A 21,732-nucleotide genomic window follows, 5' to 3' on the forward strand; every position below is an offset into this window, starting at 1 on the left:
GATGCTCGTCTCATCGCCCTGATCGGTCCGCTGTCCATGACGCAAACCTTGCAGGAATATGAATGGGTAGCAGCCAAATGAAGGCGGAGCAACGTCTGGCTGAAATATAATGTCTCGCCCGACCTATTGCACGAAGATGGTGAAGCAGGCGTTAACCGTGCCGATTTACGTGCTTCAAAGCCACGATGCTTAATTCCGAATTCAGCGTAGGGACGTCGGGGGCCGATCATCGTCATGAAATTTGGCTGGACGGCCTCTTGTCGTGCAATGCACAAGCGGCGGATGGTGCAGAGCTTGACCCTGATCGGCGCGATCGTCGCGGCGGCGTCCGGCAGTACGGGCGGCATCGCAGCTCTCGACCTGCGCGATCATCGCGCGGCGGTGCGGTTCGACGGCGCGGCGGACATGGCGGCGCGGCCGAGGAAGCGGCTCCATTCGATCAGCGTCCCCATACCCGCGCCCGCGCGCGGGCTGGTTCTGCCGCCGGTCGAGGGTGCGCAGGACGGGGCGCGGCCGCTGGTGGTGATCGACGCGGGCCATGGCGGGCATGATCCGGGCGCGATCAACAAGGAGAATGGCCGGCGCGAAAAGGATGTGACGCTGGCGATCACGCAGGCGATCCGCGACCAGCTGGTGAAGGATGGCCGCGTGCGTGTTGCCCTGACGCGCGACGACGACAAATTCCTGGTGCTGCAGGAACGCTATGGCATCGCCCGCAAGCTGGGCGCGGACCTTTTCATTTCCGTCCATGCCGATGCGGCGGACGATGCGCAAGCGCATGGCGCGACCGTCTATACCCTGTCCGAAACCGCGTCGGACCGGGAAGCGGCGCGGCTGGCGGCGCGTGAGAACAGGGCCGACATCATCAACGGCGTCAATCTGGGCGGGCAATCGGGCGACGTGTCGTCGATCCTGATCGACCTGACCCAGCGCGAATCGATGAACATCTCCGCCAGCTTCGCCCGGCTGCTCCAGCGCGAAGCCGGTCCCTATGTCCCGTTCCGCAGCGCGGGCCATCGCTTCGCATCGCTGGTGGTGCTCAAAGCCCCGGACATGCCGTCCGTGCTGTTCGAGACGGGCTATCTCAGCAATGCGGCGGACAGCGCCTTCCTGTCCTCGCGGGAGGGGCAGGGGCGCATTGCCCGCGGCGTCGCCCGCGCGATCGAGGTGCATTTCGCCCGCAGATTGGCGATGCGAGACGGTGGGGCCGGCGGTTGACGCGCGGGCGACGCCGCGCCGCCGGCGCGACGGGCCGTCGAAAGCCCACTGGCCTTGGCCGCATTTTGACCCTAGAGCCTCTTCCCCATGGAAGAGGCCCGTTCCGAAACTCCGCAATCGTCCATTGCCTATCGCCTGCGCCGCGATGCTGGAGGCCTGCTCGGCCGCCTGCGCCCGCTCATGCAGCGGCGGCTGTTCCGCTGGGCGGCGATCCTGCTGGGCGGGTTTCTCGCGGCGCTGCTCCTCTTCTGGCTGATCTTCGCGCGCGGGCTGCCCGACGCTGCCACGCTGCTGGAATATGAGCCGCCGCTGCCGACCATCGTGCGCGACATCAACGGCCAGCCGGCGCATAGCTACGCTCGCGAGCGCCGGGTGCAATTGCAATATAGCGACTATCCGCCGCTGCTGATCCGCGCCTATCTGGCGGCGGAGGACAAGACCTTCTTCGAACATCATGGCGTGGACATCCCCGGCTTTGCGGGCGCGGTGGTCGACTATGCCAGCAAGCTGGGATCGGGCCAGCGGGCGCGTGGCGGCTCCACCATCACGCAGCAGGTCGCCAAGAACCTGCTGATCGGCGATGAATATTCGCCCACCCGCAAGGTCAAGGAGATGATCCTGGCCTGGCGCATGGAAAATGTGCTGTCGAAGCAGCAGATCCTCGAACTCTATCTCAACCAGATATTCCTCGGCCGCAACGCCTATGGCGTGCAGGCGGCGGCGCGCGCCTATTTCGACAAGGATGTCGCGGACCTCAAGCTGCACGAGATGGCCTATCTCGCCATCCTGCCCAAGGGACCGGCCAATTACCGGCCCGAAAGCCCGACCGGCCATGAGCGCGCCCTCGACCGGCGCAACTGGGCGCTGGGGGAGATGGAGAAGAATGGCTGGATCACGGCCGCGCAGCGGGCGGAGGCACAGGCGCAGCCGCTGGGCACGGTCGCCGCGCACGGCTCCAGCTTCGATGCGCGCGCGGGCGGCTATTATATGGAGGAGGTGCGCCGTCGCCTCATCCAGCTGTTCGGGGAAAAGGCGGCGGACGGCCCCAACAGCGTTTATGCCGGTGGCCTGTGGGTGCGCAGTCCCTATGATCCGGTGGTGCAGCAACGCACGCAGGATGCGCTGCGCGGCGGGCTGCTACGGTTCGACGGCGGGCGCGGCTGGTCCGGCCCGGTCGGCCATATCAACGCCGGCAATGACTGGGAGCGGGAACTGGCCGCCAGCTATATCAGCGTCGATTATGCGGAGTGGCGGGTGGCCGCGGTCATCAGCCGCTCGTCCGGTGCGGCGCAGATCGGCTTTGCCGACGGCAGCACCGGCGTCCTGCCGGCGGACGCCGCGCAGATGCCCTATCGCCGCACCGGCGGCCCGGCCTTTTCGGCGCTGAAGGACGGCGACCTGATCGTGGTCACGCGCAACGGATCGTCCTGGGCGCTGCGCAACGTGCCCGAAGTGTCGGGCGGCATGCTGGTGGAGGAAGTCCATTCCGGCCGCATCCGTGCGATGCAGGGCGGGTTCGATTCGCGCCTCTCTTCCTACAACCGCGCGACCCAGGCGCTGCGCCAGCCGGGCTCCACCATCAAGCCGTTCGTCTATGCCTCCGCACTGGACAACGGCATGACTCCTGCCTCGATCATCGTCGACGGGCCGCTGTGCGTCTACCAGGGCGCGGGGCTGGGGCAGAAATGCTTCCGCAACTTCTCCGGCGGAAGCGCGGGGCCGCAGACGATGCGCTGGGGCGTCGAACAGTCGCGCAACCTGATGACGGTGCGCGCCGCCAGCCAGACCGGCATGGACCGGGTGGTGCGGACGATCAAGAATATGGGGATCGGCGACTATCAGCCCTATCTCTCCTTCGCGCTGGGCGCGGGCGAGACGACGGTCGAGCGGATGGTGAACGCCTATGCGACGCTGGCCAACCAGGGCAAGCAACAGCCGTCCAAGGTGATGGATTATGTGCAAGACCGGCGCGGCAAGGTGATCTGGCCGCAGCGCTGGCGGCCGTGCGAGGGCTGCAACCTGCCCAACTGGGACGGCAAGCCTATGCCGCGCTTCGGCTTCGAGGGCCGCCAAGTGCTCAATCCCATGACCGCCTATCAGGTCGTCCACATCACCGAAGGCGTGGTCCAGCGCGGCACGGCGACGATCCTCAACGACCTCAATCGCCCTCTGTTCGGCAAGACCGGCACCACCAACGGGCCGACCAATGTGTGGTTCGTGGGCGGATCGCCCGATCTCGTCGCGGGCGTCTATATCGGCTACGACCAGCCGCGCAGCCTGGGCGGCTGGGCGCAGGGCGGGCGGGTCGCCGCGCCGATCTGGAAGGCGGCGATGGCCCCGGTGCTGGAAGCCATGCCCAAGACGCCCTTCGTCGCGCCGGCGGGCATCCGCATGGTCACGATCGACCGCCGGTCGGGCAAGCGCGTCTATGGCGCATGGCCGGGCACCGACCTCAAACCCGCCGTCATCTGGGAAGCGTTCAAGCCCGAAACCGAGCCGCGCCGCTCCATCCGCAAGGAAGAAGCCGAAGCACAGGCCAAGGCAGCCGACGCCCGCGCCGCCTCCGCCATATCGCGCGGCCGCCAGCGCAACGACGCCGACTTCCTGGAAGGCCAGGGCGGGATCTATTGAGGCTGTGCCCTTCCCAAATCCGCCGCCCTCGGATAGGGGCAGGCGCTTGATGCGTTAGACACGCCGACTGATTTTCGGAGACCAGACATGCGCGCCGAAGCGCAGCAATATATCGACCGTATCGACGCCGCGCTGGCGCTGCTTCGCCAGTCGCTCGACTGGGACCGGGCGCTGCGGCGGCTGGACGAGCTGAATGCGCGCGTCGAAGACCCGACGCTCTGGGACAATGCCAAACAGGCGCAGGAGGTGATGCGCGAGCGGACCCGGCTGGACAGCGCGATCGGGGCGACGCGCGCGATCGACGCGGAAAAGAGCGACACCGCCGAACTCATCGAAATGGCCGAGGCCGAGGGCGACGAGGCCATGGTCGACGAAGCCGTCGCGTCCCTGAAGGCGCTGGCCGAACGCGCGGACGAGGACAAGATCAAGGCGCTGCTGGCGGGCGAGGCGGACAGCTACGACACCTATCTCGAAATTCACGCAGGCGCTGGCGGGACCGAAAGCCAGGATTGGGCGGAGATGCTGAGCCGCATGTATCGCCGCTGGGCTGAACGGCGTGGCTACAAGGTGGAACTGGTCGACTATCAGGCGGGGGATCAGGCGGGGATCAAGTCCGCGACCTTCCTGTTCAAGGGCGAGAACGCCTATGGCTATGCCAAGACGGAAAGCGGCGTCCATCGCCTGGTCCGCATCAGCCCCTATGACAGCAGCGCGCGGCGGCACACCAGCTTCTCGTCCGTCTGGGTTTATCCGGTGATCGACGACGATATCGACATCGAGATCAAGGAAAGCGATCTCAAGATCGACACCTATCGCGCGTCGGGCGCGGGCGGGCAGCACGTCAACACGACCGATTCCGCGGTCCGCATCACCCACGTCCCTTCGGGCATCATCGTGGCGTCGCAGAATGACCGGTCGCAGCACAAGAACCGGGCGACCGCGATGAACATGCTGAAAGCCCGTCTTTACGAAGCGGAACTGCGCAAGCGGGAGGAAGCGGCTTCATCCGACTATCAGGCCAAGACGGAGATCGGCTGGGGCCACCAGATTCGCTCCTATGTGCTCCAGCCCTATCAGCTGGTGAAGGATCTTCGCACCGGCGTTACGTCGACCTCGCCCGACGATGTGCTGGACGGCGCGCTCGATCCCTTCATGGCCGCCGCCTTGTCGCAGAAGGTCACGGGCGAAAAGGTCGTCGTGGAGGATGTCGACTGATGATCCGCGCGGTGCTGGCGGGGGCGCTTGTCCTGCTGGCCGCCTGCGACCAGTTGGGGGATACGACCACCAGTGAGCGGCCTGCTGCGGCGCGGGACTTTCCGCGCGCCGACCGGCCGGTCGCGCCGATCGTGTCGACCCGCTGGTCCAGCGAGGAGGCGCGCGATCGCGTCAACGAAGCCGACGACATCATGGACCGCGCCGGCATCCGCCCCGGCATGACGGTGGCGGACATCGGCGCGGGCGAGGGCTATTATACCGTGCGGCTCGCGAAGCGCGTGGGCAAGACTGGGCGTGTGCTGGCCGAGGACATCATGCCGGAGGTGATAGAGGCGCTGTCCCGCCGCATCACGCGCGAGAAATGGGACAATGTCAGCGTGAAGCTGGGCGCGCCGGAAGACCCGAAGCTGCCGGCGAACAGTTTCGACCGCATAATGATGGTCCATATGTATCATGAGATCGCCGAGCCCTATGCGTTCCTCTGGCACCTTTCCCCCGCGCTGAAGAAGGATGGCGAGCTGATCGTGGTGGACGCCGACCGGCCGACCGACCGGCATGGCACGCCGCCCCGGCTGCTGGCCTGCGAACTGGCGGCGATGGGGTTCCGCATGGAACAGCTGGTGCCCAAGCCCACGGCGGGGGGCTATCTCGCGCGGTTCCGCCGCATCGCCGCGCGGCCCGATCCGGCGAGCATCATTCCCTGCGCCTTTCGGGGATAGGAGTAGCCCATGCAGTTCGACGATCAGCTCCGCCGCTATTTCGGCAGCGCCGACCTTGACGCCCTGACGCCCGACGCGCTGGTTGCGGGCATGGAGCGGATGCGCGTGGACCTTGGGCTGGAAAAGGACCGTGGGCGGCGGTTCGCGCTCTGGTCGCTGCTGTTCCTGCTGGGCGACGCGCCGGACCTGGATGCGACGTTCGAGGATGCCGCCGACCGCGACGCCGCGCGCGATTTCATGGAGCTGGCGGAAAAGGGCGGGCAATCCTCATAGGCGGACGAGTTGCCAGCGGGCGCCCCTTCCGACCTGCCCGATCCCTGCCCATAGGGGCGTCAGGCGGCGCGCGGCGATCGGGCGGGTGCGCGCGGGGGGGCGGGATCATCCGCCATCGTGGCGATGCCGCGCCACCATTCCTCCACCTGCGGCGTCAGCACCGCCAGGCTTCCGTGGCGCGGCTCGGCATGCCAGCGGCCCTGACGCCGAACGAAGCGCCATTGCGCGTTGCAGTCGAGCGGCACATGATCGAACCGGCCGGTCGCGTGATCGGCGCGCAGTTCGCTGGGCATGTCGCGCAGGCCGCCGTCCGGGAATTCCACGCTGATCGTCATTGGCCGCTCCATCCTTTTTAAGATGGGTGAACGCGCCGCAAAGGATTGAGTTCATTACGCTTTCATGACATGGGCCGCGTGGGCAGCTCCGATTGTGTGACACGCCTGTCATGCAAGTGACATCGGCACGTCAACCAACCCACATTGCACTGCAACATCCCCCGGATATCCGCCCCGCGACAACAAAGTCCGACTTGGGGGACAATCATCATGCGTATTTCCACTGCCCTGCTGCTGGCGTCGACCGCCTGCGTTTCGCTGCCCGCCTTCGCGCAGGATGCCGCGCCGGCCGATGCCGCCGCCGACGCTGCTCCCGATGCGGGTGCGGAGATCGTCGTCTTCGGCCGGGGCGAAACGCGGCAGGTGCAGGAATTGCAGGGCAAGGAGATCACCGTCCTCACCCCCGGCACCAATCCGCTGAAGGCCATCGAGAAGCTGCCCAGCGTCAACTTCCAGTCCGCCGACCCATTCGGCAATTATGAATGGTCGCAGCGCGTCACCATCCGCAGCTTCAACCAGAACCAGCTCGGCTTCACCTTCGACGGCATTCCGCTGGGCGATATGAGCTATGGCAACCATAACGGCCTGCACATCACCCGCGCGATCAGCAGCGAGAATATCGGCAGCGTGCGCGTCAGCCAGGGCGCGGGATCGCTCGGCACCCAGTCGACCGGCAACCTGGGCGGCACGGTGGAAACCTTTTCCATGGACCCGACCGGCGAGCTGGGCGCGCAGTTCAACGGCACCTATGGCAGCGACGACACGATCCGCGGCTTCGCCCGCCTGACCTTCGGCACGAAGGAGGGCGTGCGCGGCTATGTGTCCTACGGCTATGGCTCGACCGACAAGTGGAAGGGGCAGGGCGTCCAGGACCAGCATATGGGCAACGCCAAGCTCGTGATCCCGGTGGGCGAAGCGAAGATCGACGGCTGGCTCAGCTATTCCGACCGGCGCGAGCAGGATTATCAGGACATGTCGATGTCCATGATCCGCCGCCTCGGCTGGGACTGGGACAACAGCTATCCCGACTATGCCCGCGCCATCGACTATGCCAGCCGCCTCAACGACGCGGACCGGGTGAGCAACAGCGGCGGATCGCCCTTCCCGGACGGCCTGTACGACTATAGCGGCGCGCGCGTCGCGACGGGGCAGGTCTATCCCGGCAACGTCACCAGCGCCGACGACGCCTATTATGACGCGTCGGGCCTGCGCAAGGACTGGCTTGGCGCGATGGGCCTGACGACGCCGATCGGCGAGGCCGCGACCTTCAGGATCAAGGGCTATTATCACAACAACAAGGGCATGGGCCTGTGGGCCACCCCCTATGTCCCCAGCCCCAACGGCGTTCCCATGTCGGTGCGCACGACCGAATATCAGATGGATCGTTATGGCGTGTTCGGCAGCCTGGACTATGTCATCGGCATCCAGACGCTGAACGTCGGCGCATGGTATGAGAATAACAAGTTCGACCAGGCGCGCCGCTTCTACGCCTTCGCCAGCCGCACCGAGCCGGGCCTGAGCTTCCGCGACTATCCCAAGAACCCGTTCTTCACCCAGTGGGCGTTCGATTTCACCACCGACACCTTCCAATATCATGTGCAGGACAAGATCGATCTGGGCATGGTGACGCTGAACCTGGGCTGGAAGGGCTTCAAGGTCACGAACAAGGCGGAGGCGGTCGTCTCGTCGACCTTCCCGCAAGGCAAGATCGACGCGACCGACTGGTTCCAGCCGAGCGCCGGCTTCGTGGTGGAGTTGAGCCCGGAAGCGGAAGTCTACGGCGGTTTCAGCCAGTCGACCCGCGCCTTCGCCTCCGCGACCACGACCGGACCCTTCTCCACCAACCAGGCGGGGTTCGACGCCATTCGCGACACTCTGAAGCCTGAAACCTCCGACACGTTCGAAGGTGGCCTGCGCGTCCACACCCCCGTGTTCAACGGCACGCTCGGCGCCTATCTGGTCAACTTCAAGAACCGCCTGCTCGCGGTTCAGGTGGGATCGGCGATCCAGGGCAATCCGTCCGCGCTTCAGAATGTCGGCGACGTGCGCTCCGTCGGCATCGAGGCGGCGGGCGATGTGAAGCTCGGCAGCGGCTGGGGCCTCTATGGCTCCTACACCTACACCGACGCCACCTATCGCGACGATGTGCGCGACGGCAACGGCGCGCTGGTGGCGGCCATCGACGGCAAGACCGTGGTGGACGCGCCCAAGCATATGGCGCGCGGCGAACTCTATCTGGATGACGGCCAGCGCTTCGCTCGCATCGGCGTCAACTATATGTCGAAGCGCTATTACAGCTACACCAACGATGTGTCGGTGCCGGGCCGGGTGATCGTGGACGCGTCGATCGGCTACCGCTTCAGCGAAGTGTTCGAGATCCAGCTGAACGCCACCAACCTGTTCGACAAGCGCTATATCGGCACGATCGGATCGGGCGGCTTCGGCAACAGCGGCGACGCGCAGACGCTGCTGGTCGGTGCGCCGCAGCAGTTCTTCGCCACGCTGAAGGCCGGTTTCTGACATGAAAGGCAAGGTCGCGCTGATCCCGCTCCTCCTCGCCGCATTGGCCCCTGTGGCGGCGCAGGCGGAGCCTCTGCTCCTCATCTCCATCGACGGGCTGCGCCCCGGCGACGTGATCGAGGCGAAGCAGCGCGGCCTTGCCCTCCCCAACCTCACGCGCTTCCTGAACGAAGGCGCGCATGCGTCGGGCGTCATCGGCGTCGCGCCGACGCTCACCTATCCCAGCCACACGACGCTGATGACCGGCGTGTCGCCCGCGCGCCACGGCATCGTCGCCAACAACAGCTTCGATCCCACCGGCATCAACCAGGGCGGCTGGTACTGGTATGCGCAGGACATTCGCGTGCCGACGCTGTGGGAAGCGGCGAGCAAGGCGGGCCTCACTACCGGCAACGTCCACTGGCCCGTCAGCGTTGCCGCGAAGGGTGTGCGCTGGAACCTGCCGCAGATCTGGCGCACGGGTCACCCCGACGACGCCAAGCTGCTCGACGCGCTGGCGACGCCGGGCCTCAAGGCCGAATTGGAGGCGGCCGCCGGCCAGCCCTACGCCATGGGCATCGACGAAAGCCTGTCGGGCGACCAGAACAGGGGCCGCTTCGCCACCGCGCTGATCGCCGCGCACCGGCCGGATTTCCTGACGGTTTACCTCACCGCGCTCGACCATGAACAGCATGGCTCCGGCCCTGACACCCGCCAGGCGAAGGCGGTGCTGGAGAAGATCGACGCCATCGTAGGTGATCTGATGGCCGCGGAGCGCAAGGCGCACCCTGATGCCGCCATCGCGCTGGTGAGCGACCATGGCTTCGAGGCGACCCAGACCGGCCTCAACCTCTTTCGCGCCTTCATCGACGAAGGGCTGATTACGCTGGACAAGGACGGCAAGGTCGCATCCTGGCAGGCGATGCCCTGGATCATGGGCGGATCGGCGGCGATCATGCTGGCGCGTCCCGACGACACGGCTGTCGCGGCGAAGGCGAAGGCGCTGCTCGACCGGCTGGCCGCCGATCCGGCGAACGGCATCGCGGGGGTGCTGGACAAGGCCGGCATCGCGAGGGTTGGCGCCAATCCGCAGGCGGCCTTCCTGGTGAACCTGCGCCCCGGCTTCGTCACCGACATCTTCCGGGGCGCGTCTGACCCCCTGGTCGCCCCGACGCTGGTCAAGGGCATGCACGGCTATCTGCCGGGGCCGGCGCATCTCGACGCGACCTTCATGGTCATGGGGCCGCGCATCGCGAAGGGCCGCGACCTCGGCCGGATCGACATGCGTGCGGTTGCGCCGACGCTGGCGAAGATCATGGGCGCGGGGCTGCCCGACGCGGAAGGGAAGGCGATCGACCTGCGGCCCTGAGGCCTTAGGGCAGGGACTCGAGCCAGCCCGGCAAGTCCGCCAGCCGCTCCAGCAGCGTGAAGCGCGGGTGATCGTCCGGCACCGCCGCCATTTCATGGCTCCACGCGCCTTCCTGCGGGATATAGGCGGCCCACGCCCCGGCCGACAACGCAGGATGGATGTCGGACCGCAGCGAATCGCCCGCCATCACCGCCTCCTGCGGTGCGACGCCGTAGCGGGCGAAGATGCGGGTGAAGGTGTCGGCGGTCTTGTCGCTCACGATCTCGATACCGCCGAACAGGTCGCCAAGGCCTGACGCGGCGAGCTTGCTTTCCTGGTGCAGCAGGTCGCCCTTCGTCACCAGCACCAGCCGGCCGACATCGCTCAACGCCTCCAGCGTCGCCTGCACATCGTCGAACAGCTCGACCGGATGGGCGAGCAGGGTGCGCCCCGCCGCCAATATGTCGGCCACCAAGGACGTGGGCAGATGGTCGCCCGCCAGTTCGACCGCGGTTTCGACCATCGAGAGGGTGAACCCCTTGGCGCCATAACCGTAGAGCGCAAGATTGCGCGTCTCGCACTCCACCAGCCGCTCGCGCGTCACATCGGCGTCGGCAAAGGGGCGCAGCATCGCCACCAGCGCCTCCTCCGTCGCGTTGAAATGGCGCATATTGTGCCAGAGCGTATCGTCGGCATCGAGGCAGATGAGCTTGACGGTCATGGGTCTTTCACCAGGCATTTTCCGCGTCTGTCGCGGCGCGGATCGCCTTCTGCATCGCGCCGCTTTCGCCTGCAAGGGGTGACGACCGCGCCTGTATCTCCATTGGCGCGGCCAAGTTTTTTCCCACCCGTTCCAAATATTGCTTGGGCGCGGATTCTCTATAGCATCCGTAGATAAGCCGCTCGAGTCGGTCTGGAGGGATCATGCAGGACAGTCAGGATCAGCGCGGTTTGTTCGATCGCTGGCGCACGCGCCTCGCGCAGGCGCTGCTGCGCGAACCCAGCATCGTCCTGATCGACCGCGACGCGGATGTGATCCCGGACACCAGCGCGGCGAACGAGGAACCCGCCCCCGCATGGCAAAAGATGCACTGACATCTTCGCATCGGCGTCTCCCATCCCTATGTCTCCCTTGTCAGACCACCCTTCCGACTTCTGCAAGGAGACAGCATGGCGACCAGCCTTCGTACCGTCACGCGCCCCGTGGAGCCGCTCTTCCTCGACCGCTGGTCGCCCCGCGCGTTCGATTCCTCGGCGGTCCCGCAGGAGGATCTCGACACGATTTTCGACGCGGCGCGCTGGGCGCCGTCCGCCTTCAACTATCAGCCCTGGCGCTTCCTCTATGCCCATCGCGACGGCGCGGATTGGCAGCGGTTCCTGGACGTGCTGCTGCCCTTCAACCAGGCGTGGGTGAAGAATGCCGGCGTCATCCTGTTCGTCCTGTCGGACACGCTGATGGCCGCGCCGGGATCGGAGGATTACAAGCCGTCCCACAGCCATAGTTTCGATGCGGGCGCGGCCTGGGCGCTGTTGGCGCTTCAGGCGACGCGGCTTGGCTACCATACTCACGGCATGACGGGCGTCGATTTCGACAAGGCGCGCGCCGAGCTGGGCGTGCCCGACCGGTTCCGGATCGAGGCGGCGGTCGCGATCGGGCGGCAGGGCGACAAGGCGATCCTGCCCGAATCGCTGCAGGCGCGAGAGGTGCCGAGCGACCGCAAGCCGATCGAGCAATTCGCCTTTGCCGGGAATTTCCCCGCCTGAAGCCGGCGCTTGCGGGTTGATTCTTTATTGGGCAACATGAACGAAGGCGCCGCAGCCGCGGCGCCCTTGTTTCTACGGCGGCAGGTTCATGTCCCTTTCCGAAATGATCGCCGGCAGCGCCGTGGCCGCCGTGCTGACCAACCCGCGCCTGCCCGACAATCCCATCGTCGAATGCAATGACGCCTTCCTGACCTTGACGGGCTATGCGCGGGACGAGATCGTCGGGCGCAACTGCCGCTTCCTGGCTGGCGACGCCGCGGGTGCGGAGCAAAAAGACGCGATCCGCGCTGCCATTCGGGAGCGCCGCCCGCTGCTCATCGAGCTGCGCAACTACCGCAAGGACGGCACCGCGTTCCGCAACGCGCTGATGATCGCGCCGATCTTCGGCATGGACGGGACGGTCGATTATTTCCTGGGCTCGCAGATGGCCGTGGAGGAGGGGCGCGACAACGATGCGGCCCGGCGGATCGCCGCACTCACCGACCGGCAGCGCACAGTGCTGATGGCGATGTCGGAAGGGCGGCTGAACAAGCAGATCGCCTACGACCTTGGGCTCACCGAGCGGACGGTCAAGATGCATCGCGCCGCCATGTTGAAGGCGCTGGGCGTGCGCACGGCGGCGGAGGCGATCCGGCTGGCGATCGAGGCGGGGCACTGACGGCGTGGTCCTGCTTGGGATCGCCGTCATCGTCGCGGGCTTCCTGCTGCGCTTCCATCCTCTGCTGGTCATCCTCTGCGCCGGACTCGTCACCGGTCTCGCCGCCGGACTTGATCCGCTGGCGGTGCTGGCCGCGCTGGGCAAGGCATTCAACGAGGCGCGCTATGTCAGCATCATCTGGATCGTGCTGCCGGTCGTCGGCCTGCTGGAGGCGTATGGGTTGCAGGAGCGGGCGCGCGGGCTGATCGCCCGGATGCGCGGCGCGACCGCCGGGCGGTTCCTGACCTTCTACCTGCTGCTGCGGCAGATGCTGGCGGCGGTGGGCCTGACATCGGTCGCAGGGCACCCGCAGACGGTACGGCCGCTGGTCGCGCCGATTGCCGAAGCCGCGGCGGAGCGGCAATCGGGCGGGCTGGACCCGGCCGAACGCGAGGAGGTGCGCGCCTGGGCTGCCGCCACCGACAATGTCGGCCTCTTCTTCGGGGAGGACATCTTCCTCGCCATCGGATCGATCCTGCTCATCAAGGGGCTGATGGAGCAATATGGCATCGAGCTTGAGCCGTTCCAGCTGTCGGTCTGGGCGATCCCGACCGCCATCGCCGCCTTCCTGATCCACGGTTTTCGCCTGTGGCGGCTCGATCGGCGGCTCGCGCGGCGCAAGAGCGAAGCGCGCTCATGATCACGCTTCACTGGGTCTATGCTCTAGCGGGTGCGATCTTCGCTGCCTTCGCGCTGCTGGGCTTGCGCGACCGGCCGGTGAACGCCGCCTTCTGGGGCCTGCTGGCGGTCAGCATGTGGGCGGGCGACGCGCTGGGCGACATGGGCAACGGCCTGCTGGTGCTGGGCCTGGTAGGTCTGGGCGCATCGGGCCGGATGCGCCGGGGCGAGGGCGATGTGCCACCCGAAGTGCGACAGGCACGGGCCGATGCTCACGGCAACCGGCTGTTCGTCGTCGCGCTCATCATTCCGGCGACCGCGCTGATCGGCACCTTTGCCTTCAAGGCCGTGCCGGACTGGTTCGAGGCGAAGCAGGCGACGTTGATCGCGCTGGCGCTGGGCGTGCTGGTCGCCTGGCTCGCCGGAAGCCTGTGGCTGCGCGCCCGTCCGGGGGTGGCGCTGGAGCAGGGGAGGCGGCTGATCGACAGCGTGGGATGGGCGGCAGTCCTGCCGCAGATGCTCGCCGCGCTGGGCGCGGTCTTCGCCTTGTCAGGCGTCGGCGACGCGGTGGGCGGCGTGGTGCAGCAGGCGATCCCGCAGGGCAGCCTGTTCGGCGCCGTCGTCGCCTATGGCCTTGGCATGGCGCTCTTCACCATCGTCATGGGCAATGCCTTCGCCGCCTTCCCGGTGATGACGGCGGCGATCGGCGTGCCGATCCTGATCCGGGGCTTCCATGGCGATCCGGCCATCGTCTGCGCCATCGGGATGCTGGCGGGCTTCTGCGGCACGCTGCTGACGCCGATGGCGGCCAATTTCAACCTCGTCCCAGCCGCGCTGCTGGACCTCAGCGACAAGCATGGCGTCATCCGGCGGCAGGTCGGCACCGCGCTGCCGCTGCTTGGCGTCAACATCCTCCTCATCTACTGGCTGGCTTTCTGACATGACCGACCTGACGCAGCCGCTCGCCGAAAAATTCGCGGCCCTCACCCTGTCGCATCTTGGCCGCGAATATCCGTTCAAGATGGATCTGGTGCTGAACGGGCCGGAGGATGCGCTGCCGCCGCGCGCGCACCATCCCATCTTCCACGGCAGCTTCGACTGGCACAGCTGCGCCCATGGCTGGTGGCAGGTGATGCGGCTGATGCGGCTCTTTCCCGACATGGCCCAGGCGCCCGACATTCGCGCGCGCGCCAACGCGATGCTGACGCCGGACAAGGTGGCGGGGGAGCGCGCCTATCTCGCCCGGCCGATGAGCGCGGGGTTCGAGCGGCCCTATGGCTGGGCGTGGCTGCTGGCGCTGCACGATGAACTGGCGCGGCACGACGCCCCCTGGGCCGCCGCGCTTGAGCCGCTGGCGCAGGATTTCGCCGCCCGCTTCCATGCCTTCCTGCCGAAGCTGACTTATCCGCTGCGGGTCGGCACCCATTACAATATCGCCTTCGCGCTGACGCTGGCGCTGGAATGGGCAGACGGGCGGGACGCCGCGCTCGTGGCGCTGATCCGGGATCGGGCGCTCGGCTGGTTTGGCGCGGATCGCGCCTGCCAGGCGTGGGAGCCGGGCGGCGACGAGTTCCTGTCGCCCGCGCTGTGCGAAGCGCTGCTGATGAGCCGCCTGCTCGGGTCCACGGACTTTGCGGCTTGGTTCCACGCCTTCCTGCCGGATTTGATGGCGGGCACTCCTGCAACGCTCTTCACGCCCGCCACCGTGTCAGACCGCAGCGACGGCAAGATCGCGCATCTCGACGGCCTCAACCTCAGCCGCGCCTGGTGCTGGCGGGGCATCGCAGGGGTGCTGGGGGAGGGCGATCCGGTCAGCGCGTTGGCGCAGGACGCGGCACGCCGGCATATCGCCGCCAGCCTGCCCCATGTGGCGGGCGACTATATGGGCGAACATTGGCTCGCCACCTTCGCCCTGCTGGCGCTGGAGTGAGGGGAGGGGCTGGCCCTCCCCCCGCGTCATCAGTCGCGCAGCAGTTCGTTGATGCCCGTCTTGGACCGGGTCTGCGCGTCCACCCGCTTCACGATCACCGCGCAATAGAGGCTGGGGCCGGGCGTGCCGTCGGGCAGCGGCTTGCCGGGCAGCGATCCGGGCACGACCACCGAATAGGGCGGCACTTCGCCCATGAACACCTCGCCGGTAGCGCGATCGATGATCTTGGTCGACTGGCCGATGAAGACGCCCATCGACAGCACCGAACCCTTGCCGACGCGCACGCCTTCGACGACTTCGGACCGCGCGCCGATGAAGCAATCATCCTCGATGATCACCGGATCGGCCTGCAACGGCTCCAGCACGCCGCCGATGCCGACGCCGCCCGACAGGTGGACATTCTTGCCGATCTGCGCGCAGCTGCCCACCGTCACCCAAGTGTCGACCATCGTGCCTTCGTCCACGAACGCGCCGATGTTGACGAAGCTGGGCATCAGGATGACGTTCTTCGCGATGTGCGATCCCGCGCGGGCGAAGCTGCCCGGCACGGCGCGGAAGCCCGCAGCGCGGAAGGCGGCCTCGTCCCAGCCTGCGAACTTGCTCGGCACCTTGTCCCACCAATGACCCGCGCCCGGGCCATTGTCGATCATGACATTGTCGTTGAGGCGGAAGGACAGCAGCACCGCCTTCTTCGCCCATTGATTGACCTGCCAGCCTTCGCCCGTAGGCTCCGCGACGCGCAGTTCGCCGCTGTCGAGCAGGGCCAGCGCCTTGTCCACCGCCTGACGCACCTCGCCCTGCGTCTGGAGGGTGATGTTGGCCCGGTCCTCCCAGGCGGCGTCGATGGTGGCGATAAGGTCTTGGCTCATGGTCATTCCCCCAGGATTTGGGCCAGAAACGGCGTCAGATGGTCGGTTTCGAAATCGATGAAATCGGGATGATGGTCGTGCCCGCCGGCTTCGGAGCCGTTGTTGACCCAGATGGTCGTCATGCCGATCGCCTTGGCTGGGCGAAGGTTGCGGGCCATGTCCTCGAAAAAGGCGGCGCGCCCCGGATCGACGGCATGGACGCGGCACAGCTCGGCATAGCCCGACGGGTCGGGCTTGGGCACATATTGGCAGGCATGGATGTCGTGGATCAGCTCGAATGCGCCTGACAGGCCCAGCTTCTCCAGCACCCGTCCGGCATAGGCCGCGTCGCCATTGGTGAAGATCAGCTTGCGGCCGGGCAGTTCGTCGATGGCGGCATTGAGCGCGGGATCGACCTCCAGCCGGTCCATCGAAATGTCGTGGACATAGTCGAGGAAGGCGCGCGGCTCGATGCCGTGATGGTGCATCAGCCCCGACAGGGTGGTGCCATGTTCGATGAAGTAGCGCTTCTGCGTCTGGCGCGCGACGACAGGATCACAGCCCAGCAGGCCCTGGATGAACTCGCCCATCTTCACGTCGATCAGTGCGAACAGGTCCGCCTTCGCCGGATAGAGCGTGTTGTCCAGATCGAAGATCCAGCTGTCGATATGGGCCATGTCCGCGCGCATGGCCGCGCCCTAGTCCGCCAAGGGGGAGAGGGCAAGTCGGGCTTTTCCCTTCTCCCCTCGGGGGAGAAGGACAGGAAGCCTTATGAGCGGAGCGAATTAGGCGGAGCGGGAAGAGGGGGGCGAGTGCGTCAATCCCCCTCTCCCAGCTGCGACTGGCTTCGCTTCGCTCGGCAAGTCTCGCTACCTCTCCCCCAAGGGGCGAGGGAATTTGGGTCAGCAGCCCGGCGCTTCGCCGTCCTCGTAGAAGCGCTGGACCGCGGCCCAGCCTTCCTCCGCCGTCTCGACCCAGGTCAGCAGGTTGAGGTCGGTGGGAGAGATGACGCCTTCGTCCGCCAGCGCCTCGAAATCGACGACCCGGCTCCAGAAGTCGCGGCCGTAGAGCAGGATGGGGATCGGCTTCATCTTGCCGGTCTGGATCAGGGTCAGCAGCTCGAACATCTCGTCGAACGTGCCGAAACCGCCGGGAAAGACCGCCAGCGCGCGGGCGCGCAGCAGGAAATGCATCTTGCGCAGCGCGAAATAGTGGAACTGGAAGCTCAGCTCCGGGGTCACGAAGCGGTTGGGCGCCTGCTCGTGCGGCAGGACGATGTTCATGCCGATCGTCGTCTGGCCGACATCCTGCGCGCCGCGATTGGCCGCCTCCATGATCGACGGGCCTCCGCCCGAACAGACGACGAAGTGGCGGCATCCTTCCGCCGTCACCGGATATTGCGCGGCGATCCGGGCGAGCTTGCGCGCTTCCTCATAATAGACCGCCTTGCGGCCCAGATTTTCGGCGATCCGCTTCTGTTCGGGCGTCTGCGCCGCGTCGATGCGCGCCTGCACCTGATCGGGTTCGGGGATGCGCGCCGACCCGTAAAAGACGAAGGTGGATTCGATCCGCGCCTCGTCCATCAGCAATTGCGGTTTCAGCAGTTCCAGCTGGAAGCGAACCGGGCGCAGATCCTCGCGCAGCAGGAATTCGGTGTCCTGAAAGGCGAGACGATAGGCTGCGCTTTGCGTCTGCGGGGTGTCGATCTGCTTTCTGGCGTCGACGGCCTCTTCTCGGGCCGGGCGGAACTTGCGTTCTTCAATCTCTTTTTTCGTCATTCGCGTCCACTTAATGCGCGGCCGCGACAAAACCAAGGCCGGCCATGAGGCTTAACGCAGAACGGATATCAGGAAGTTAGCGGCAAAAACCTCCACGTCCTTGTTTCCGCTCAGCGGCAAAACCCTCCACGCCCGCCCATGTCGAAATGGAAATGGTCGTGATGGGCGGCGTTATAGTCGGGGCTCAGCACCGTGCTGAACCGCTTGCAGGCGCTGGCGTGGACCAGGGCCAGGAATTGCCGCGTCTGCCGGTCGCCGGTCCATCCATCCTGCACGGTGATCCGCCGCCCGTCGGACAGGACGAAGGCGCTGACGTCGATCGCGTTGCTGTGCGCATGTTCGGACAGCTTGCCGCTGCCCGCGATCGGGCGACAATTATAGGTGCCGAACGTTTCGATCCGCTCGATTTCCGCGCCCAGCACCAGCCGCGCGGCGGGTTGCACGCCATAGCGTGCCCAGGCGGCGAAATTGGCGGCGAGCCCGCAGGTCATCGCGCCCAGATTGGTCGCTGGCACGCCGATGTCGATCAGCTTCACGCTGCCGACCGCGCTGCATCCGCCGCCGAATTGCCGGTCGGGCAGGGGGGTGAAGGCGACGGCCTGCGACTGCAATCGGGCGAAGCATTGCCGCGTTTCCATGGCCGGTTGGGCGGGCGGACGCAGCGCGGGCGCGCGGGCCGCGGGTGCGCGCGCGACGCGGCCACCGGGCACCAGCCCGCCGCTGCACGCGCTCAGGGCCAGCGCCAGCCCCACGGCGAGGCCGGCCTGCACGGCCAGCCTTGTCCTCGTCGCCCACTCGCTCATGCGCGTCACCATAGCGCAAATCTTTTTTCCGAAGGTTAACAGCATGTTCGGTTCGTCCCATTTTCCGGCTGGTCTTGACAGTCGTTCCGAAATCTCTAGGGCGGCCGACGGGCCACGCGGTCCCAACGCCGCGCAGCTCTCTGCAAGGAGATGCATACATGACTGATTTGACTGCCGTTGACGCCACCATTGCGCCCGCGCAAAAGCCGGCGACCCGTCCGGCCCGCCCCTATTTCTCGTCCGGTCCCTGCGCCAAGCCTCCCGGCTGGAGCGCCGACAAGCTGAGCGCCGAATCTCTGGGCCGCTCGCACCGCGCCAAGATCGGCAAGACCCGTCTCGCCTACTGCATCGACCTGATGCGCGAATTGCTGAACCTGCCCGACACGCACCGCATCGGCATCGTGCCGGGCAGCGACACCGGCGCGTTCGAAATGGCGATGTGGACGATGCTGGGCGCGCGCCCGGTGACGACGCTCGCCTGGGAAAGCTTCGGCGAAGGCTGGGTGACGGACGCCGCCAAGCAATTGAAGCTCGACCCCACCGTCATCCGCGCCGACTACGGCCAGCTACCGGACCTGATGCAGGTGGATTTCAGCAACGACGTGCTGTTCACCTGGAACGGCACCACGTCGGGCGTGCGCGTGCCGAACGCCGACTGGATTCCGGCGGACCGCGAAGGGCTGACCTTCGCGGACGCGACCAGCGCGGTCTTCGCCTATGAGATCGACTGGACCAAGATCGACGTCGCCACCTTCTCCTGGCAGAAGGTGCTGGGCGGCGAGGGCGGCCATGGCGTGCTGATCCTCGGCCCCCGCGCGGTCGAGCGGCTGGAAACCTACACGCCCGCATGGCCGCTGCCCAAGGTGTTCCGCCTGATGGCGAAGGGGAAGCTCGCCGAAGGCGTGTTCAAGGGCGAGACGATCAATACCCCTTCCATGCTGGCGGTCGAGGACGCGATCTTCGCGCTGGAATGGGGCAAGTCGCTGGGTGGTCTCTCCGGCCTCATCGCCCGTTCCGACGCCAATGCCGCAGCGCTCGACAAGATCGTGGCGGACCGCGACTGGCTCGGCCATCTCGCCGCCGATCCGGCCTCGCGGTCCAAGACCAGCGTCTGCCTCACCGTCGAGGGTGCTGACGAAGCCTTCATCAAGGCGTTCGCCGCCCTCCTCGAAAAGGAAGGCGCGGCCTATGACGTCGCGGGCTATCGCGACGCACCGGCCGGCCTGCGCATATGGTGCGGCGCGACGGTGGAGACCGCCGACATCGAGGCGCTCGGACCGTGGCTCGACTGGGCCTACGCCCAGACCAAGGCGGCCTGACTTTTAATCGTCGTCATTCCCGCGAAGGCGGGAATCCATCTCCTACCCCATCCTGCTGTGCGACGTCGGGAGATGGATCCCCGCCGTCGCGGGGATGACAGGGAAGCAAGGAATCGAAAAATGCCCAAAGTCCTCATTTCCGACAAAATGGACCCCCGCGCTGCCGCCATCTTCCGCGAACGCGGCGTGGAGGTCGATGAAATCACCGGCAAGACCCCGGACGAACTCAAAGCCATCATCGGCCAGTATGACGGCCTCGCCATCCGGTCCTCGACCAAGGTCACGAAGGATATTCTCGACCACGCGACCAACCTCAAGGTCATCGGCCGTGCCGGCATCGGCGTCGACAATGTCGACATCCCCGCCGCCTCAGCCAAGGGCGTGATCGTCATGAACACGCCGTTCGGCAACTCCATCACCACCGCCGAACATGCTATCGCGCTGATGTTCGCTCTCGCGCGCCAGCTTCCCGAAGCCAACGCCCAGACGCAGCAGGGCCTGTGGCCCAAGAACGGCTTCATGGGCGTCGAAGTCACCGGCAAGACGCTGGGCCTGATCGGCGCGGGCAATATCGGGTCGATCGTCGCTGCCCGAGCGCTCGGCCTCAAGATGAAAGTCGTCGCCTTCGACCCGTTCCTGACGCCCGAGCGCGCGGTGGAGATGGGCGTGGAGAAGGCCGATCTCGACACGCTGCTCGCCAAGGCCGACTTCATCACCCTGCACACGCCGCTGACCGACCAGACGCGCAATATCCTCAGCCGCGAAAACCTTGCCAAGACCAAGAAGGGCGTGCGCATCATCAACTGCGCGCGCGGCGGCTTGATCGACGAGGCGGCGCTCAAGGACGCGCTCGATTCGGGTCAGGTCGCGGGCGCGGCGCTCGACGTGTTCCAGACCGAACCGGCCAAGGAATCGCCGCTGTTCGGTACGCCCAACTTCATCTGCACCCCGCATCTGGGCGCTTCGACCGACGAGGCGCAGGTCAATGTGGCGCTTCAGGTCGCCGAGCAGCTCAGCGACTATCTGCTCGACGGCGGCATCACCAACGCGCTCAACGTCCCCTCGCTCAGCGCCGAGGAAGCGCCCAAGCTCAAGCCCTATATGGCCCTTGCCGAAAAGCTGGGGTCGCTCGTCGGCCAGCTTGAAGGCGATGCCATCTCCGGCGTCGCGGTCGAAGTGGAGGGCCATGCCGCCGAACTCAACCAGAAGCCGATCACGGCGGCGGTGCTTGCGGGGCTGATGCGCGTCTATTCCGACACGGTGAACATGGTGAACGCGCCCTTCCTGGCGAAGGAACGCGGCCTCGACGTGCGCGAAGTGCGCCATGATCGCGAGGGCGATTACCAGACGCTGGTGCGTGTCACAGTCACCACCGAAAATGGCGACAAGTCGGTCGCGGGCACGCTGTTCGGCCACGCACAGCCGCGCCTCGTCGACCTGTTCGGCATCAAGGTGGAGGCCGATCTCGACGGCCACATGCTCTACATCGTCAACCAGGACGCGCCCGGCTTCATCGGTCGCCTGGGTTCGACGCTGGGCGAGGCGTCGGTCAACATCGGCACCTTCCACCTCGGCCGCCGCAACCAGGGGGGGGAGGCTGTGCTGCTGCTGTCGGTCGACGGCACCGTCACCGAACCGCTGCGCTGGGAAATCTGCAACCTCGCCGGCGTGAAGCAGGTCAAGCTGCTAAGGTTCGCCTGATCCGTCTATGGGCTGGCCTTGCGCGCACAAGATGCT

The 21,732-nt window shown here is 66.5% G+C and carries 21 protein-coding genes; 15 read left to right on the top strand and 6 right to left on the bottom strand.

Annotated features, from left to right (window positions below; translation table 11 throughout):
* The first annotated feature begins 234 nt into the window (after window positions 1–234).
* The 5 genes from ACFQ24_RS16910 (at window position 235) to ACFQ24_RS16930 (ending at window position 6,056) form a co-directional block, all read left to right on the top strand.
* Window positions 235–1,218 carry an N-acetylmuramoyl-L-alanine amidase family protein gene (locus tag ACFQ24_RS16910; protein ID WP_380913327.1) on the top strand — a complete coding sequence of 328 codons (984 nt, stop codon included), beginning with the start codon at window positions 235–237 and terminating at the stop codon, window positions 1,216–1,218.
* 87 nt (window positions 1,219–1,305) lie between these two features.
* Window positions 1,306–3,849: a penicillin-binding protein 1A gene (locus ACFQ24_RS16915; RefSeq protein WP_380913329.1), complete on the top strand. Its 2,544-nt coding sequence runs from the start codon at window positions 1,306–1,308 to the stop codon at window positions 3,847–3,849.
* A gap of 87 nt (window positions 3,850–3,936) precedes the next feature.
* The gene (gene prfB, locus ACFQ24_RS16920) at window positions 3,937–5,064 is read left to right on the top strand and encodes a peptide chain release factor 2 (protein WP_380913331.1); all 1,128 of its coding nucleotides are present in this window, start codon (window positions 3,937–3,939) and stop codon (window positions 5,062–5,064) included.
* Window positions 5,064–5,783, top strand: coding sequence for a class I SAM-dependent methyltransferase (locus ACFQ24_RS16925; RefSeq protein WP_380913333.1), 720 nt, complete (start codon window positions 5,064–5,066; stop codon window positions 5,781–5,783). The genes prfB and ACFQ24_RS16925 overlap by 1 nt, the downstream gene beginning before the upstream one ends.
* Window positions 5,784–5,792: 9 nt before the next feature.
* On the top strand, window positions 5,793–6,056 hold the full coding sequence (locus ACFQ24_RS16930) for a hypothetical protein (protein ID WP_380913335.1): 264 nt from the start codon (window positions 5,793–5,795) through the stop codon (window positions 6,054–6,056).
* Window positions 6,057–6,115: 59 nt separating this feature from the next.
* Here the strand turns inward: ACFQ24_RS16930 and ACFQ24_RS16935 are convergent, their stop codons facing one another.
* Complete coding sequence (locus ACFQ24_RS16935) at window positions 6,116–6,391, bottom strand: hypothetical protein (RefSeq protein WP_380913337.1); 276 nt, start codon at window positions 6,389–6,391, stop codon at window positions 6,116–6,118.
* A 210-nt stretch (window positions 6,392–6,601) separates the two neighbouring features.
* Between ACFQ24_RS16935 and ACFQ24_RS16940 the strand changes: the two genes are divergently transcribed.
* Both ACFQ24_RS16940 and ACFQ24_RS16945 read left to right on the top strand, forming a co-directional pair.
* Window positions 6,602–8,911 carry a TonB-dependent receptor gene (locus ACFQ24_RS16940; protein ID WP_380913339.1) on the top strand — a complete coding sequence of 770 codons (2,310 nt, stop codon included), beginning with the start codon at window positions 6,602–6,604 and terminating at the stop codon, window positions 8,909–8,911.
* Window position 8,912: 1 nt separating this feature from the next.
* Window positions 8,913–10,259 carry an alkaline phosphatase family protein gene (locus ACFQ24_RS16945; RefSeq protein WP_380913341.1) on the top strand — a complete coding sequence of 449 codons (1,347 nt, stop codon included), beginning with the start codon at window positions 8,913–8,915 and terminating at the stop codon, window positions 10,257–10,259.
* Between the two features lie 4 nt (window positions 10,260–10,263).
* On the opposite strand, the gene ACFQ24_RS16950 is transcribed toward ACFQ24_RS16945, so the two are convergent.
* The gene (locus ACFQ24_RS16950) at window positions 10,264–10,959 is read right to left on the bottom strand and encodes an HAD family hydrolase (protein ID WP_380913343.1); all 696 of its coding nucleotides are present in this window, start codon (window positions 10,957–10,959) and stop codon (window positions 10,264–10,266) included.
* Between the two features lie 203 nt (window positions 10,960–11,162).
* Here ACFQ24_RS16950 and ACFQ24_RS16955 point away from each other — a divergent pair, with 203 nt between their 5' ends.
* From ACFQ24_RS16955 to ACFQ24_RS16980, 6 genes are all read left to right on the top strand, one after another.
* Window positions 11,163–11,333 (top strand): hypothetical protein, encoded by a 171-nt coding sequence (locus ACFQ24_RS16955; protein ID WP_380913345.1) that lies wholly within the window; start codon window positions 11,163–11,165, stop codon window positions 11,331–11,333.
* Window positions 11,334–11,408: 75 nt separating this feature from the next.
* Entirely contained in the window at window positions 11,409–12,002 is a 594-nt protein-coding gene (locus ACFQ24_RS16960) for a nitroreductase family protein (protein WP_380913347.1), read from the top strand.
* An 88-nt stretch (window positions 12,003–12,090) separates the two neighbouring features.
* Window positions 12,091–12,660, top strand: coding sequence for a PAS domain-containing protein (locus tag ACFQ24_RS16965; protein WP_380913349.1), 570 nt, complete (start codon window positions 12,091–12,093; stop codon window positions 12,658–12,660).
* Between the two features lie 4 nt (window positions 12,661–12,664).
* Window positions 12,665–13,339, top strand: a complete 675-nt coding sequence (locus ACFQ24_RS16970; RefSeq protein WP_380913351.1) for a DUF969 domain-containing protein — start codon at window positions 12,665–12,667, stop codon at window positions 13,337–13,339.
* A complete protein-coding gene (locus ACFQ24_RS16975; RefSeq protein WP_380913353.1) occupies window positions 13,336–14,256 on the top strand; it encodes a DUF979 domain-containing protein in 921 nt (306 codons plus the stop codon). Before ACFQ24_RS16970 ends, ACFQ24_RS16975 begins: the two co-directional genes overlap by 4 nt.
* Before the next feature lies 1 nt (window position 14,257).
* The gene (locus tag ACFQ24_RS16980; RefSeq protein WP_380913354.1) at window positions 14,258–15,247 is read left to right on the top strand and encodes a DUF2891 domain-containing protein; all 990 of its coding nucleotides are present in this window, start codon (window positions 14,258–14,260) and stop codon (window positions 15,245–15,247) included.
* A gap of 29 nt (window positions 15,248–15,276) precedes the next feature.
* Here the strand turns inward: ACFQ24_RS16980 and dapD are convergent, their stop codons facing one another.
* From dapD to ACFQ24_RS17000, 4 genes are all read right to left on the bottom strand, one after another.
* Window positions 15,277–16,116, bottom strand: coding sequence for a 2,3,4,5-tetrahydropyridine-2,6-dicarboxylate N-succinyltransferase (gene dapD, locus ACFQ24_RS16985; RefSeq protein ID WP_380913357.1), 840 nt, complete (start codon window positions 16,114–16,116; stop codon window positions 15,277–15,279).
* 2 nt (window positions 16,117–16,118) lie between these two features.
* Window positions 16,119–16,784 carry a pyrimidine 5'-nucleotidase gene (locus ACFQ24_RS16990; protein WP_380913359.1) on the bottom strand — a complete coding sequence of 222 codons (666 nt, stop codon included), beginning with the start codon at window positions 16,782–16,784 and terminating at the stop codon, window positions 16,119–16,121.
* Between the two features lie 213 nt (window positions 16,785–16,997).
* Window positions 16,998–17,873: an LOG family protein gene (locus ACFQ24_RS16995; protein ID WP_380913361.1), complete on the bottom strand. Its 876-nt coding sequence runs from the start codon at window positions 17,871–17,873 to the stop codon at window positions 16,998–17,000.
* Between the two features lie 110 nt (window positions 17,874–17,983).
* Window positions 17,984–18,676, bottom strand: a complete 693-nt coding sequence (locus ACFQ24_RS17000; protein WP_380913702.1) for an extensin family protein — start codon at window positions 18,674–18,676, stop codon at window positions 17,984–17,986.
* Between the two features lie 158 nt (window positions 18,677–18,834).
* Between ACFQ24_RS17000 and ACFQ24_RS17005 the strand changes: the two genes are divergently transcribed.
* Complete coding sequence (locus ACFQ24_RS17005) at window positions 18,835–19,995, top strand: phosphoserine transaminase (RefSeq protein WP_380913363.1); 1,161 nt, start codon at window positions 18,835–18,837, stop codon at window positions 19,993–19,995.
* Between the two features lie 120 nt (window positions 19,996–20,115).
* The gene (gene serA / locus ACFQ24_RS17010) at window positions 20,116–21,696 is read left to right on the top strand and encodes a phosphoglycerate dehydrogenase (RefSeq protein WP_380913364.1); all 1,581 of its coding nucleotides are present in this window, start codon (window positions 20,116–20,118) and stop codon (window positions 21,694–21,696) included.
* Window positions 21,697–21,732: the final 36 nt, after the last annotated feature.

Source organism: Sphingobium olei, assembly GCF_042678845.1.
Lineage (GTDB): Bacteria > Pseudomonadota > Alphaproteobacteria > Sphingomonadales > Sphingomonadaceae > Sphingobium > Sphingobium olei.

Excerpts from the sequence above, each read along its gene's own strand:
- ACFQ24_RS16910 (WP_380913327.1), top strand. The coding sequence starts at position 235 with ATGAAATTTGGCTGGACGGCCTCTTGTCGTGCAATGCACAAGCGGCGG.
- ACFQ24_RS16915 (WP_380913329.1), top strand. The coding sequence starts at position 1,306 with ATGGAAGAGGCCCGTTCCGAAACTCCGCAATCGTCCATTGCCTATCGC.
- prfB (WP_380913331.1), top strand. The coding sequence starts at position 3,937 with ATGCGCGCCGAAGCGCAGCAATATATCGACCGTATCGACGCCGCGCTG.
- ACFQ24_RS16925 (WP_380913333.1), top strand. The coding sequence starts at position 5,064 with ATGATCCGCGCGGTGCTGGCGGGGGCGCTTGTCCTGCTGGCCGCCTGC.
- ACFQ24_RS16930 (WP_380913335.1), top strand. The coding sequence starts at position 5,793 with ATGCAGTTCGACGATCAGCTCCGCCGCTATTTCGGCAGCGCCGACCTT.
- ACFQ24_RS16935 (WP_380913337.1), bottom strand. The coding sequence starts at position 6,391 with ATGACGATCAGCGTGGAATTCCCGGACGGCGGCCTGCGCGACATGCCC.
- ACFQ24_RS16940 (WP_380913339.1), top strand. The coding sequence starts at position 6,602 with ATGCGTATTTCCACTGCCCTGCTGCTGGCGTCGACCGCCTGCGTTTCG.
- ACFQ24_RS16945 (WP_380913341.1), top strand. The coding sequence starts at position 8,913 with ATGAAAGGCAAGGTCGCGCTGATCCCGCTCCTCCTCGCCGCATTGGCC.
- ACFQ24_RS16950 (WP_380913343.1), bottom strand. The coding sequence starts at position 10,959 with ATGACCGTCAAGCTCATCTGCCTCGATGCCGACGATACGCTCTGGCAC.
- ACFQ24_RS16955 (WP_380913345.1), top strand. The coding sequence starts at position 11,163 with ATGCAGGACAGTCAGGATCAGCGCGGTTTGTTCGATCGCTGGCGCACG.
- ACFQ24_RS16960 (WP_380913347.1), top strand. The coding sequence starts at position 11,409 with ATGGCGACCAGCCTTCGTACCGTCACGCGCCCCGTGGAGCCGCTCTTC.
- ACFQ24_RS16965 (WP_380913349.1), top strand. The coding sequence starts at position 12,091 with ATGTCCCTTTCCGAAATGATCGCCGGCAGCGCCGTGGCCGCCGTGCTG.
- ACFQ24_RS16975 (WP_380913353.1), top strand. The coding sequence starts at position 13,336 with ATGATCACGCTTCACTGGGTCTATGCTCTAGCGGGTGCGATCTTCGCT.
- ACFQ24_RS16980 (WP_380913354.1), top strand. The coding sequence starts at position 14,258 with ATGACCGACCTGACGCAGCCGCTCGCCGAAAAATTCGCGGCCCTCACC.
- dapD (WP_380913357.1), bottom strand. The coding sequence starts at position 16,116 with ATGAGCCAAGACCTTATCGCCACCATCGACGCCGCCTGGGAGGACCGG.
- ACFQ24_RS16990 (WP_380913359.1), bottom strand. The coding sequence starts at position 16,784 with ATGCGCGCGGACATGGCCCATATCGACAGCTGGATCTTCGATCTGGAC.
- ACFQ24_RS16995 (WP_380913361.1), bottom strand. The coding sequence starts at position 17,873 with ATGACGAAAAAAGAGATTGAAGAACGCAAGTTCCGCCCGGCCCGAGAA.
- ACFQ24_RS17000 (WP_380913702.1), bottom strand. The coding sequence starts at position 18,676 with ATGAGCGAGTGGGCGACGAGGACAAGGCTGGCCGTGCAGGCCGGCCTC.
- ACFQ24_RS17005 (WP_380913363.1), top strand. The coding sequence starts at position 18,835 with ATGACTGATTTGACTGCCGTTGACGCCACCATTGCGCCCGCGCAAAAG.
- serA (WP_380913364.1), top strand. The coding sequence starts at position 20,116 with ATGCCCAAAGTCCTCATTTCCGACAAAATGGACCCCCGCGCTGCCGCC.